Genomic DNA, 12,993 nt, shown 5'->3' on the forward strand with positions numbered 1-12,993 from the left:
GCTGCCCCGGTTACAAGCCGGACGAGGGGGAGGTGCCGGGGGCTACCGGCGAGCCAGTGCCCCGCGAACGCACCGAGGAGGAACGGGGCGAGGACGCTGCCGGCGACGAACGACCGCCCCCACCACCGCTGCCACCGCGCGTCGTGGCGCTGTTCGTACATCTCCGGCGCCAGTCCCCGGAGGATGAGGGCGCCGAGGATGCCGAACATCAACAGATAGTGTCTGCTGAACAGCCCCGCGTACACCGACGGGAAGGCGGCGAACAGCGCGCCGCCGAAGACGACGAGCCACACCTCGTTCCCGTCCCAGAACGGCCCGATCGCCGACAGCACCGCCTCGCGCGCCTCGTCTTCGCGAAGCGTCGCGAAGATCGCGCCGGCGCCGAAGTCGAAGCCGTCGAGGAACAGGAACGTTCCGAGGATCGCGAACACGAGCGCGAACCACAGCTCCGGGAGCGGCAGGCCGAGCACCGGGCCCGCCGCGAGCGCGTCGACGGCGCTAGTCATCGCCGGGCACCTCCCCCGGCGCGGCGTCGCGCTCGGCGGTGGACCGCAGCTCGCGCACGCTCGGGGGCCCATCACGGATCACCCGCGCGACGACGTACGTGTACAGCGCGAGGATGCCGGCGTAGACGCCGACGAACCCGGCGAGCGTGACCATCGCTTCCGTCCCGGTGAGACCGGGAGAGACCCCCTCGCTCGTCTTCAACACGCCCTGGATCACCCAGGGCTGACGGCCGACCTCGGTGACGACCCACCCGAGCTCGACCGCGACGATGCCGAGCAGGCTGGACGCCATCAGCGCCTTGTGGAGCAGCCCGTCCTCGAACAGCTCGCCCGTGTACCACCGGTAGCCGCCCCAGAACGCGAGCAGGATGAACCAGAAGCCCATCCCGACCATCGCGCGGAACGACCAGAACACGACGGCGACCGGCGGCGCCTCCGTCTCGAACGTGTTCAGTCCGCGGATCTCCGCGGTCGCGTCGCCCCCGCTGGCGAGCCACGACGCCCCGCCCGGGATGCCGAGACCGAACAGCTCCTTCGCGCGGGGGTCCGTGAACTGGCTCAGGTCCGTCGGGATCGCGAAGATGTACTCCGGGACGTACGCCTCGGTGTCCCAGACCGCCTCCATGGCGGCGAACTTCTGCGGCTGCGTCTCGTAGACGTGCCGCGCGTACAGGTCGCCCTGAAGCACCTGTAGCGGGGCCGTGATCAGCAGCGCGACCAGCGCGATCTTGAGCGTCTTCTGCCAGAAGGCGATGTTCTCCGTCTGGTGTCCCCAGACGTGGTGTCGGTAGACGAAGTACGCGGAGACACCCGCCATGAACAGCGCCACCGACTCGACGGCGGCGTTTTGCATGTGGACGTACATGTAGCCGAACCGGGGGGTCAGGTACGCCGCGAGCGGGTCGACGAGGTGGACTACCTCCTGCCCGTTCTCGGTCACGAGCTCGTAGCCGCGCGGCATCTGCATCCACGAGTTCGCGATGAGGATCCAGACGGCGGACAGCCACGTGCCGACCCCGACGGCGAGGCTGGACACCAGGTACAACCGGTCGGAGACGCGCTCGCGACCGAACACGAAGACGCCGAGGAACGTCGCCTCCAGCATAAACGCCATCATCCCCTCGACGGCGAGCGGGCCGCCGAACAGCTCGCCGGCGGTCGTCGAGAACGCCGCGAAGTTGGTCCCGAACTCGAACTCTAAGACGATCCCGGTGACCGTCCCGACGACGAACGAGACGGCGAATATCTTCGTCCAGAAGCGACGCAGCTGTTCGTACACCGGGTCGCCGCCCCGCACGTCCTTCCAGGTGAAGTATATCAGGAACGGGGCCAGTCCCATGCTCATCACCGGGAAGATGATGTGGACGATCGTCGTCAGGGCGAACTGGAATCGGCTTGCGAGTACTGGATCGATCATGTCGTGGTGGGTCCGGGTTGGAAGGTTCACTCCGGCGCGCGACGCGGCGGTCTCCTCGCGTAACACTGCGCATTCCTCGTCCATAACCCCGGAGTTGGCACAGGACAACCGGCCGCGGAGCGCCCGCCGCCGCCCTCTCGGCGGCGACGCGGCGGCTCGCCCGCTGGCCCGACGTTGTCCTGCGCCAAGCCATCGTTTTGGGTGGCGAGGCGACTGCGTTCACGCATGGAAACACGGCACGCCGTGCTGGCGCTCGTCGCGCTCGTCACGGTGGTGATGACCGTCAGAGCGGTCGTCGCCGGCCTCGACGGCGACTTCGGGACGGTCGGCCGGCAGGTCGGGGTCGGCGGGATCGTCCTCGCGTTCGGCGTGGCGCTGTACCGGAACTGGGAGTCGGTCGGCTGACCCGGACGCCCGCTCCGCGACGGCCCGGCCGAGCGTCCGGCGCGAGCGACGGGGGCTTCTCAGAGCGCCCGACCGCGACCCGCGCCGTCTCGCACCGGCGTTCGTCAGGACTCGCTCGCGGGGTCGTCCCCGGAGGAGTCCCGGTCGCGACGGGGCTCGCCGGCGAGTCGCTCCGCGAGCCGTCGGCGGAGTCGCTCGAAGGGCGACGAACACGCGCCGCACTCGGCGCAGGAGACGCCCGAACATGACGCGGGCGCGCCGCAGCGCGGACACGAGAGCCCGTTCGCCGGATCGAACTCGTACTCGCAGCGGGGACAGATCACGCAATCACCTCCAAGGCGGCCGCGACGCCGCCGCCGACGGCGAACGCCGTGACCCAAGAGCCGACCCACACGAGGAGCGCGCTCCGCGCGTCGCGCTCCCTGAGGATCATCGCCATCGTGAGGATACACGGGACGAACAGCGTGACGACGACCAGTCCGACGAAGGTCTGTGACGCCGACAGCGTCAGGCCCGTCATCCCCGCGGCGGCGAAGTCGCGGCGGATCAGTCCCAACACGAGCACCTCGCCGAACGACGCGGGTAAGCCCAGCGCCGCGGTCAGCGGCCGGAGCGCGCCGACTATCGCGTCGAGCGCGCCGAGGTACTCGAGCGTCGACACCGCCGCCGCGGTGACCCCGAACAGCGGGGCCGCCTCCCCGAGGAACGCGGCGGTCCGGTTCGCCGTCTTCCGGGCGACGTTCGTCGGGCGGGGGAGGCGTAGCCGCGGGAGCTGCTCGATCAGCGCGTCCTGTCGGCCGGGGAGCGTCCGGTCGAGAACGACGCCGGCGGCCCCGAGGACCCCGAGTAGCACCGCCACGTAGCCGCCCCACCAGACGACCCCGAGTTCCGCGAGCAACCCCGCGACGACGCCGATCTGCGCCGAGCAGGGGATCGCGAGGCCCAGCAGCGCCGTCGTGATGAGCCGCTCCCGGCGCGACCCGAGCATTCGGGTGGAGACGACCGCCATCGTTACGCATCCCACGCCGACGATCAGCGGGACGACCGCGCGGCCGTTGAGCCCGACCCTGTCGAGCCCTCTGTCCGTCACCACAGCGAGTCGCGGCAGGACGCCGGCGTCTTCGAGCGTCCCGATCACGAGGTAGAACGCGACCACGAGCGGGAGCAGGACCCCGAGGGTGTACCGAACGGTGACCGTCAGCAGCCCTAGGTTATCGTTGACGAGCAGGAACTCGACGGGCGCGGCCCACCCGCGCGCCGGGAGCAGATCCGCGACGGCCGCCTCGACCGCCGGCGTGTAGTATCGCCCGAAGACCACGGTCTCCGCGTAGCCGACGACGCGCTGCGCGACGAGCACCCCCATGACGTAGAACACCGCGAGGAGGAGCGCGAGCGCGATCGGGATCCCCGTCACCGGCCGCAGCAACAGGTCTCCGAGCCGTCCCCCGCGACTCCGTCCGGGAGCGGGACCCCGTTCGACCGCCTCGACGACCGACCGGACGCGCGTCCGGCGCTCGCGATACACCGCCTCCCGCTCTCCGAGGCCGGCGAGCGGCGCGTCGCCCCCGTCGGCCGCGAGGCCGCCGGCACCGACGCGGCGAGCCGTCGGTTCGTCGCCCTCGACGAGGAGTGTCTTCTCCGCCCGCCCGGCCTCGATCCCGTCGGGGAGCGCGTCGTAGTACGCGTCGACGGGCGTCGACTCGGGGGCGGTCGCTTCCGGGAGCCGATCGCGCAACTCGTCGACGCCGGCGCCGGTGACGGCGACGGTCGGGACGACGGGGACGCCGAGGGTCGCCTCCAGCGCGCCGACGTCGATCTCGACGCCGTCGGCCTCGACCTCGTCCATCATGTTCAGCGCGACGACGGTCGGCACGCCCATGTCCAACAGCTGTAGCGTCACGAACAGGTCACGGTCGAGCCGCGTGGCGTCGACAACGTTCACGACCGCGTCCGCCTCCAAGACGACCGCCCTCGTGGCCCGCTCCTCCTCGGAGAACGACGATATCCCGTGGACCCCGGGCGTGTCGATCAGGCGGGTCGACCCGAGGGTCGCCGCGGTCGTCTCGACCGTGGTGCCGGGGTAGTTCGAGACGTCGGCGTACTCGGCCGTGAGCCGTCCGAACAGCACGCTCTTGCCCGCGTTGGGCGCGCCGACCAGCGCCGCGGACGCCTCGGCGTCGCCGGATGTGGGCCCGCGGTCCGCGTCCCCGCTCGCCGTCATCGCGGTGCGTCGTCGGGGGCCGCTCGCTCGACGGTTATCTCCCGGGCCAGCGACCGCCCGAGCGCCACCTCCGTCCCGCGACGCCTGACGACGACCGGACCGTTGCGGATCCGGCGGCGACACTCGACGCGGCCGTCCAGCAGGCCGAGTCGCAGTAACCGAGCGCGGCGCTCGCCGTCCGGCACGTCGACCAGTTCCACCCACTCGCCCGACAGGATGTCGGCCAGCGCGACCACCATTTAGGCCTACCTAAAACGACGGGCGTGTTGTGCGGCACGGCACATTATGGAGTCTTATATAAACCGCTCTGGACCCGCGGGCCCGGACCCGACCGCCGCTTTCGCGCTTCGCGCGCGTCAGCGGTCGGACCGGTCAGGCCGGCTGCGAGTCCAGCTTCTTGTAATCGATGTAGTCCGCTCCGCGGAGCTCCTCGAGCAGGTTGATGGCCGCTCGGGCTCCCTCTCCGACGGAGGTCGCGATCTGTTGGTGGCCGCCGGTAACGTCGCCCGCGGCGTACACCCGGTCCACCGGCGTCGACTGCGCCTCGTCGGTGACGATGTCGTCTCCCTCGACGGGGACGCCGAGCATCTCCGCGAGGTCGGTGCCGCCGGCGGTGCCCAGCGCGACGAACAGCCCGTCGACCGGGATCTCGTCGCCCTCTCGGGTGACGACGGCTTCGAGGACCTCCTCGCCGGCGAGTCGATCGAGGTCGTCGGTGACCACCGGGATCCCCGCGTCGGCGACCCGGTCCCGCAAGCCGTCGTCCGCCTCGAACGCCGACCCGTTGGTGAGGATCCGGACGTCGTCGGTGTAGTCGAGCAGCATCAGCGCCTCGGTCGCGGCGTAGTTGTCGTCGCCGACGACAGCGACGGGGCTGTCGCGGTAAAAGTACGCGTCGCATTCGACGCAGTAGGAGACGCCGTGGCCCTCGTACGCCTCGACGCCCGCGATGGCCGGCCGTTCGTAGTCCGCGCCCGTCGCGATGATAACCCCGTCGACGACGTACTCGTCGACGGTCGTCTCGACGCGGTACCGGTCGCCGTCCGGCTCGATCCGAACAACCTCCTCCTCGACAATCTCGGCGCCGTACTTCCGCGCGTGCTTTCGCCCCAGATCGACGAGCTCCGGGCCCGTGACCCCGTCCGGGAACCCGTAGACGTTCTCCATCGTGTCCACGTCACGGGTGGTCCCGCCCCCGTCGTCGAACACGAGCGTTCGCCTGTCCGCCCGAGCGGTGTAGATGGCGGCGTTCAGTCCGGTCGGTCCCCCGCCGACGATCGCGATCCCTGACATCTGTATTGCGTAGTATGTACTATATCAACTTATTAATTCCGCCCGCTGATTCACTCGGAGTGGTCGGCGTCCCCTCCAAGATATCGACTGAAACGCGCTCCTGTGGCTATAGCCGGGTTGGAAGCGTATCTATCGCCGCGAAATACGTCTTGTCCCCGTCGGTGAATCGTTTGCTTTGGCGCATCAGTATTGTGTATATTTTACAAAATACTGGCGGCGGAGACAACCTCGCTCGATAAGCGACCGAGACCGGACTCGGCCGGCGGCACTCGAACCGCGGGCGAAGACCGCGGTGCGGCGGCTCGCCGGAACGAAAGCGAGGACAGAAGAGATCGGACCGCGGGGCGCGGAGCCGCCTACTGCGGGCTCGGGTTGGACGGGCCGGAGACATTGCCGTCCTTCAGCGCGGATCCCGTGATCGACTTCAGCCGGGAGACGAGCGAATCCTTCTCGGCCTCGCCTTCGAGGGCGATGTCGAGGACCTCGCTGATGTGCGAGACCGGGATGACCTCGATCATCTCCTCGTACTCGTCTTCGATCATCACGTCCTGCTCGTTGGCTGCGGGGATGATCACTCGGTCGCAGCCGGCCTTCGCGGCCGCCTCGATCTTGTGGGTGACCCCGCCGACGGGGAGCACGTCGCCGCGGACCGACAGCGAGCCGGTCATCGCGAGGCTCTGGTCCACGCCGACGTTCTCCAGCGCGGAGATGACGGCGGTCGCGACCGTGATGGACGCGGAGTCGCCGTCGACCCCCTGCTGGCCCGTCTGGATGAACTGGATGTGGATGTCCTTCTCCGAGATGTTCTCGTCGGAGAACTTCTTGATGATCGCCGAGACGTTCTGGACCGACTCCTCGGCCATCTCCTTGAGCTGGCCGGTGGCGATCACCTGCCCGCCGCCCTGGGTCGGCGTCACCTCGGCCATCACCGGGAGCATGATCCCGGAGTCTTCGCCCATCACCGCGAGGCCGTTGACGCGGCCGGCGACGTAGCCGTCGGAGACCTGGAGCTCGTAGTCCTTGCGGCGCTCGATGTAGTCGTCGGCGAGCTGCTGCTCGATGGAGCGCGAGCGCCCCTTCGCCTGAAGGACGTGTTCGCGGGTGGTCATCTCGGCGTCCTCGCCCCGGGCGATGTCGCCCGCGACGCGGACCATCCCGCCGAGGTTCCGCATCTTCAGCGTGAGGTGGCCCTTGCGGCCGGAACGGCGCTTGGCCTCGAGGATGATCTCCTCGACGGCCTCTGCCGAGAACTCGGGCAGGCGGCCGTCCTTCGCGACCTCCTGGGCGATGAACCGGACGTACTTCCGGCGCATCTCCGGGGTGTCCTCGATGGTGTCCTCCATGTACACCTCGTAACCGTACCCCTTGATCCGGGAGCGCAGCGCCGGGTGCATGTTCTCCATCGCGTCGAGGTTCCCGGCCGCGATCATGACGAAGTCGGTCGGGACGGGCTCGGTCTGGACCATCGCGCCCGAGGAGCGCTCGGACTGGCCCGTGATCGAGAACTCGCCCTCCTGGATCGCCGTCATGAGGTGCTGCTGGCTGCGGATGTCGAGCGTGTTGATCTCGTCGATGAACAGCACACCCTTGTTCGCCTTGTGGATGGCGCCCGCCTCGACGCGGTCGTGGCTGGGCGTCTCCATCCCGCCGGACTGGAACGGGTCGTGTCGCACGTCGCCGAGCAGCGCGCCGGCGTGCGCGCCGGTCGCGTCGCGGAACGGCGCGGTCTTCGTGTCGCCGTTGTTCACCAGCAGGTTCGGGATCATCGCATCCGAACCGCGGTTGAGGTAGCGGAAGACGAGGTACACCACGCCGGCCGCGATGATGCCGACGAGGATCTGGCCGACGATGATGAGCGCGTAGCCCAGCACGACGGCGATGATGATCCACATCAGGAGCGACCGCATCTGGTTGCGCTTGCGCGCCTCCTCGCGGTGCGCCTCGACGATCTGGTCGCCCTTACCGGCCGGCACCGTCCGGACCTTCGGCTTGTTGCCGTCCTCGGGGTTGTGGTACACCAGCACGTCCTGAAGCTCCTCTTTGGGGAGGAGCTCGGACATCGCCTTCGCGAGCATCGACTTCCCCGTCCCGGGGGAGCCGATCATCATCACGTGGCGCCGCTGCTTCGCCGCCTTGATGATCACGTCGCGGGCGTGTTCCTGCCCGATGACCTGGTCGACGAGCCGGTCCGGGATCTCCAGTTCGGCCGTCGTGTCTATCTTGAGCCCGCCGAGGAGGTCGTCCTCGTCGGGGTCCTCTTCGATCTCGGCGCCCTCGACCTCGACGGTGCTGCCGAGCTCGTCGATCCCGCCGTCGTCGGCCGGATCGGCGGCGTCGCCGTTCCGACCCTCGTCGAACCCGTCGTCGTCCACGATGACCCCGTCGTCCCAGGGGTCGTCGTCGGAGTCCGCGGCCGGGTCCTCGTCGACGCCGGACTCGTTCGCCGGGCCGTCGTCGGGCTCGGGGTCGCCGGGCGTGGCGTCCTCGCCGTTCCCCGCCGGACTCGAGTCGTCGACGCCGCCGTGGGGCGGTTCGTCGGGGTCGTCGGCCGTCGGGTCGTTCGTGTCCTTCTCGTTGCTCATAGAATCGGGTGTCGCTATCGAAAAGGACGGGTCGGTTACTGATATACTTTCTCCCCCCGGAGGGGTAGCCCCGGGGGCAGTAAACACCGCTTTCAAGCCGTATATCGACCGATCACGCCCCGCGAGCGTTCCCACGGGGTTTATAAATGACGCCGACGGTACGTAGACTCATGCGGGGGTTCTACATCGGCCGGTATCAGCCGTTCCACCACGGCCACCGGCACATGGTGGAAGAGATCGCGGCGGAGGTCGACGAGCTCGTCTTGGGGATCGGCTCCGCCGGCGACTCTCACACCACGCGGAACCCATTCACCGCCGGCGAGCGCGTGATGATGGTGACGAAGGCGGTCGAGGAGCTCGACGCCACCACCTACGTCGTCCCGATCGAGGACCTCGACCGGAACTCCGTGTGGGTGAGCCACGTCCAGAGCATGACCCCGCGCTTCGACGTGGCCTACTCGAACAACCCGCTCGTGGTCCGCCTGTTCGAGGAGGCGGGCGTCGAGGTGCGCCAGTCGCCGATGTTCCGCCGCGACGTGCTGGAGGGGACCGAACTCCGCGAGCGCATGATCCGCGGCCGGGAGTGGGCCGACCTCGTCCCCGACCCCGTCGTCGACGTGATCCGCGAAGTCGACGGCGTCGAGCGCATCCGCCGTATCGCGGAGACGGACTCGAACGGCGGCGAGCCGTCCGACCTGTAGCGCGGCGATCCGTGTAAAGAGGGCTGATCGCCTCGGACCGCCGATCGCGGACCGACCGCCGATCGCTTCGAAGCCTCGGCGCCGACTCCGACGCTCCGGCCGCCTGCTCGTGGACAGATACGGAGACCGGCGACGACGACGCCCGTTCCATTTAACCCCGCGCCGCACGCGGGTTCCGGTATGATCACGCTCACCTCGGACTTTGGGTCGCCGTACCCCGCCGCGATGAAGGGAGTAATTCGCCGGCACACTGACGCCGAGCTGATCGATGTTGCGCACGATCTGCCGCGCGGGGACCCCCGGGCCGCCGCGTTCTGGCTCCGGTTCGTCCTCCCGGAGTTCCCGCCGGCGGTCCACTGCGCCGTCGTCGACCCCGGCGTCGGCACCGACCGGGACGCCCTCGTCGTCCGGGCCGGCGCGCACGTCATCGTCGCGCCCGACAACGGGCTCGCGATGCCGCCGGCCCGCGCGCTGGCGGCCGACGAGTCGGATGTCGAGGTCTGGTCCATCGCGGTCAACGACCCCGCGAGCGAGACGTTCCACGGCCGCGACGTGTTCGCGCCGACCGCGGCCCGCGTCCGGACGGCGCTCGACGACGAACTGACGGCGTCGGACGGGGAGCCCGCGGTCGACGCGGTCGCCGAAGCGCTCGCGGGGATCGACGACCTCGCGCCCGCGAACGACCCCGTGGACGTCCGCTTTCCCGAGCCGTCGGTCGAACGCGACGCGGGCGAGGCCGAGAAGGACACCGACGCCGAGGACGGCACCGACAGCGAGGACGGTACCGACGACGAGGCCGACACCGGCGACGTGGTCGCCGTTGACGGCGAAGTGCTCGCGATCGACCGGTTCGGCAACGTGATCACCAACGTCCCCGGCGAGCTTGTCCGCGGCCGGGACTGGGTCCGCGTGAACGGCGACCTCACGCCGGTCGCGGAGACGTTCGGCGCCGTCGACCCCGGCGAGCGCCTCGTCACGGTCGGGAGCCACGGCTACGCGGAGTGTGACGTGAACGACGGCCGGGGCGACGGCGCGTTCGACCTCCGACCGGGCGACGCGGTCCGGTTCGTTCCCGACAGCGTCAGCCTCTGAGTCCGAAAAACCGGTCTACAGCTCGACGCCGGAGGGAATCAGGCTCTCGCTGCGGAGCAGGTTCCCCTCCTGGTCGTACACGAGGAAGGTGTCCTTGTCGTAGGCGACGAGGCGCTCGCCGTCGACGTCGATCTCGACGCGGTACCGCGCGTCGCCGTCGTCGGTCGCGTCGCGCGCGGCGTGGATGAACGGGAGTACGTCCGTCGCCGTCTCGTTGAGTTCGAGGATGAAGTCGCCCGTGTATCGGTTGGTGACGCCGACGACGCCCTCCGGCTCGTCCGCCTCGTCCAGCGGCTCGCGGAGCCGGAAGGCGACGTCGATCTGGTCGGCCGCGAGCAGGTCGTCGTCCGTCTCGACGATGATGTCCTCGCTTTCGCCCCCCGAGAGTCGCTCGCGGAGGAGATCCTCCGGACCGTGGAAGTCGATCCGCACCAGCGGGGGCGACTGGGAGCCGGCGTCGTTTCCGACGCCCTCGACGGTCAACTCGAAGTAGTCACGCCGCATTTCCTATCGGATGCTTTGCGGTCCGGCCGTATCAACGTAACGGGCGGAGCGGCGGCGCGGAACCGACGATACTCGGGCGTCCGCGCCGCGCCGGGACCGGATCGGCACTCGGTCGGGACCGCGGCGGCGGACCTCGATGTCGGTCCTGATAATCGTCGGGGGTAGTTTAACTTCCCCCCGCCTCTAGGGCACCGTATCCATGGCGAGCGAGGCCGGCGAGAGCGACCTCGGCGACCGGATCGAGGCCCTCCAGCGGCGGCTCTCCCGGACGTGGGAGCTGCTTCAGGGGTCGACGCTCGACGTCCGGCCGTTCCGCCCGGGCGAGGACGGCCCGCTCGCGTCGTTCGTCGTTCCGGAAGACGAGACCGAAGTCGACCGGTACTGGGTGAACGCGCCGTACGCGTACGTCGTGATCACCTACGACGACGCCGAGAGCGAACACCGCTACTACGCGGTCGAGCCCGAGCTCGACGCGTTCGAGCGCGAGCTCCTCGACCGCGTCGTCGATGACATCCGCGACCCGCTCCTCTACCGCGAGGGGAGCGGCAAGACCGACGAGGAGACGCTCAGGACCGAACTCGAGACGCTCCTGGAGGGGTACGGCGTCGAGGCCGAGATGGACACGTTCCACGCGCTGGTGTACTACCTCTACCGCGACTTCCGCGGCTTCGGGAAGGTCGACCCCCTGCTGAACGACCGCCACATCGAGGACGTCTCCTGTGACGGCTACGACCTCCCGATCTTCGTCTACCACGACGAGTACACCGACATCGAGACGAACGTCTCCTTCGGGCAGGAGGCGCTCGACAGCTACGTGATCCGGCTCGCGCAGCAGTCCGGCCGCCACGTCTCGGTCGGCGACCCCATCGTCGAGACGACGCTCCCCGACGGCTCACGCGCGGAGCTGGCGCTCGGCGAGGAGGTGACCCCGCGCGGCTCGGCGTTCACGATCCGCCAGTACGCCGAGGACCCGTTCACCCCCGTCGACCTCGTGGAGTACGGCACGTTCTCCGTCGAGCAGATGGCGTACTTCTGGCTCTGTATCGAGCACAACAAGAGCCTCATCTTCGCGGGCGGCACCGCGTCCGGGAAGACCACCTCGATGAACGCGGTGTCGATGTTCGTCCCGCCGCGGGCGAAGGTGCTCACTATCGAGGACACCCGCGAGCTCTCGCTGTACCACGACAACTGGCTCTCGGCGGTCACCCGCGAGCGCCGGTACGAGGGGACCGACATCGACATGTACGACCTCTTGCGGTCGGCGCTGCGCCACCGCCCCGAGTACATCGTCGTCGGCGAGGTGCGCGGCGAGGAGGCGATCACGCTCTTCCAAGCGATGAACACCGGTCACACCACGTTCTCGACGATGCACGCCGACTCGATCGAGACCGTGATCAACCGGCTGGAGAACGAGCCGATCAACGTGCCGCGCGCGATGGTTCAGTCGCTCGACATGCTGTCGGTCCAGACGCTCACCCGCGCCGACGACGAGCGCGTCCGCCGCGCGAAGACGATCGGCGAGATCGGCGGTATCGACCAGCGCACCGGGGAGCTCGACTACTCCTCGGCGTTCGAGTGGCGGCGGGACTCCGACACGTTCCGGCGCAACGACTCGTCGCTGCTGGAGGAGATCGCCGACGAGCGCGGCTGGTCCCGGTCGGAGCTGCTCCGCGAGGTCCGGCGCCGCGAGCGATTCCTCGAACTCCTCTCCGCGCTCGGCATCGACGACTACCGCACGTTCACCGCCCTCGTCAACGAGTACTACGCCGACGCCGACCGCGTGATGGAGAAGCTCGACGAGCGCGCCGCCGCGGCCGACGGCGTCGACCCCGACGAGTTCGCGGCCGAAGACGCCTCGCCGGGCGGCGGCACCGACCGCGGCCCCGACGCCTCCGACGGCGACGGCGCACGCGCCGGAGACGCGGGATCCGACGCCACGGACCGATGATCGAGTACCTCCCCCTCGTCGCCGCGGTCGCGGTCTGTCTCGCGCTCGCGCTGCCGCTCGTCGACGACCGGGCCGACCTGTTCGTCACCCGCGTCGCCCTGTCGGCGTTCGGCGACTACGTCGGCGAGAACGAGGCGCGGCGGCAGGCTCAGCGCGACCGGATGCGCGCGGCCCACGTCGCCGGCACGACGCACCGCGTGTCCGCCCCGCCGACCCCGCTGTCCGCTGCGGCCCTCGGGGACGCCGGCATCGTCAGCGCCGTGTACGCGCGCGCCGCGGCTCCTGCCGCCACCCACGACCTGCCGTCCTGCGTCCGCGCGGCGC

At 69.6% G+C, this 12,993-nt stretch carries 12 protein-coding genes and 1 pseudogene; 5 read left to right on the plus strand and 8 right to left on the minus strand.

Annotation, left to right across the window (positions count from 1 at the left end):
- A partial coding sequence (gene cydB, locus B9G49_RS17050) for a cytochrome d ubiquinol oxidase subunit II (protein WP_233125202.1) occupies positions 1–506 on the minus strand: 506 nt, incomplete at its 3' end.
- Positions 499–1,923, minus strand: a complete 1,425-nt coding sequence (locus B9G49_RS10985; protein WP_086216403.1) for a cytochrome ubiquinol oxidase subunit I — start codon at positions 1,921–1,923, stop codon at positions 499–501. The genes cydB and B9G49_RS10985, both read right to left, overlap by 8 nt.
- Positions 1,924–2,148: 225 nt before the next feature.
- Between B9G49_RS10985 and B9G49_RS10990 the strand changes: the two genes are divergently transcribed.
- Entirely contained in the window at positions 2,149–2,328 is a 180-nt protein-coding gene (locus tag B9G49_RS10990; RefSeq protein WP_049932795.1) for a hypothetical protein, read from the plus strand.
- Positions 2,329–2,432: 104 nt separating this feature from the next.
- On the opposite strand, the gene B9G49_RS10995 is transcribed toward B9G49_RS10990, so the two are convergent.
- The 5 genes from B9G49_RS10995 to lonB form a co-directional block, all read right to left on the minus strand.
- Entirely contained in the window at positions 2,433–2,651 is a 219-nt protein-coding gene (locus B9G49_RS10995; protein ID WP_086216393.1) for a hypothetical protein, read from the minus strand.
- Positions 2,648–4,549 (minus strand): ferrous iron transport protein B, encoded by a 1,902-nt coding sequence (feoB, locus tag B9G49_RS11000; protein WP_086216394.1) that lies wholly within the window; start codon positions 4,547–4,549, stop codon positions 2,648–2,650. Before feoB ends, B9G49_RS10995 begins: the two co-directional genes overlap by 4 nt.
- The gene (locus B9G49_RS11005) at positions 4,546–4,788 is read right to left on the minus strand and encodes a FeoA domain-containing protein (RefSeq protein WP_086216395.1); all 243 of its coding nucleotides are present in this window, start codon (positions 4,786–4,788) and stop codon (positions 4,546–4,548) included. Before B9G49_RS11005 ends, feoB begins: the two co-directional genes overlap by 4 nt.
- Before the next feature lie 133 nt (positions 4,789–4,921).
- Positions 4,922–5,842 (minus strand): NAD(P)/FAD-dependent oxidoreductase, encoded by a 921-nt coding sequence (locus tag B9G49_RS11010; RefSeq protein ID WP_086216396.1) that lies wholly within the window; start codon positions 5,840–5,842, stop codon positions 4,922–4,924.
- A 356-nt stretch (positions 5,843–6,198) separates the two neighbouring features.
- Complete coding sequence (lonB, locus tag B9G49_RS11015; protein ID WP_049932787.1) at positions 6,199–8,424, minus strand: ATP-dependent protease LonB; 2,226 nt, start codon at positions 8,422–8,424, stop codon at positions 6,199–6,201.
- Between the two features lie 170 nt (positions 8,425–8,594).
- Between lonB and B9G49_RS11020 the strand changes: the two genes are divergently transcribed.
- Together B9G49_RS11020 and B9G49_RS11025 are read left to right on the plus strand one after the other, a co-directional pair.
- Positions 8,595–9,125, plus strand: coding sequence for a nicotinamide-nucleotide adenylyltransferase (locus B9G49_RS11020; RefSeq protein WP_086216397.1), 531 nt, complete (start codon positions 8,595–8,597; stop codon positions 9,123–9,125).
- 180 nt (positions 9,126–9,305) lie between these two features.
- Positions 9,306–10,217 carry an S-adenosyl-l-methionine hydroxide adenosyltransferase family protein gene (locus tag B9G49_RS11025; protein WP_086216398.1) on the plus strand — a complete coding sequence of 304 codons (912 nt, stop codon included), beginning with the start codon at positions 9,306–9,308 and terminating at the stop codon, positions 10,215–10,217.
- Between the two features lie 15 nt (positions 10,218–10,232).
- On the opposite strand, the gene B9G49_RS11030 is transcribed toward B9G49_RS11025, so the two are convergent.
- Entirely contained in the window at positions 10,233–10,721 is a 489-nt protein-coding gene (locus B9G49_RS11030; protein ID WP_049932784.1) for a DUF5793 family protein, read from the minus strand.
- 199 nt (positions 10,722–10,920) lie between these two features.
- Between B9G49_RS11030 and B9G49_RS11035 the strand changes: the two genes are divergently transcribed.
- Both B9G49_RS11035 and B9G49_RS17055 read left to right on the plus strand, forming a co-directional pair.
- Positions 10,921–12,669 (plus strand): type II/IV secretion system ATPase subunit, encoded by a 1,749-nt coding sequence (locus tag B9G49_RS11035; protein ID WP_086216399.1) that lies wholly within the window; start codon positions 10,921–10,923, stop codon positions 12,667–12,669.
- A pseudogene (locus B9G49_RS17055) lies at positions 12,666–12,993 on the plus strand (secretion system protein); the annotation flags it as partial. The gene B9G49_RS11035 and the pseudogene B9G49_RS17055, both read left to right, overlap by 4 nt.

Origin of the sequence: Halorubrum sp. SD683 (assembly GCF_002135045.1) — an archaeon.
Classification (GTDB): domain Archaea; phylum Halobacteriota; class Halobacteria; order Halobacteriales; family Haloferacaceae; genus Halorubrum; species Halorubrum ezzemoulense.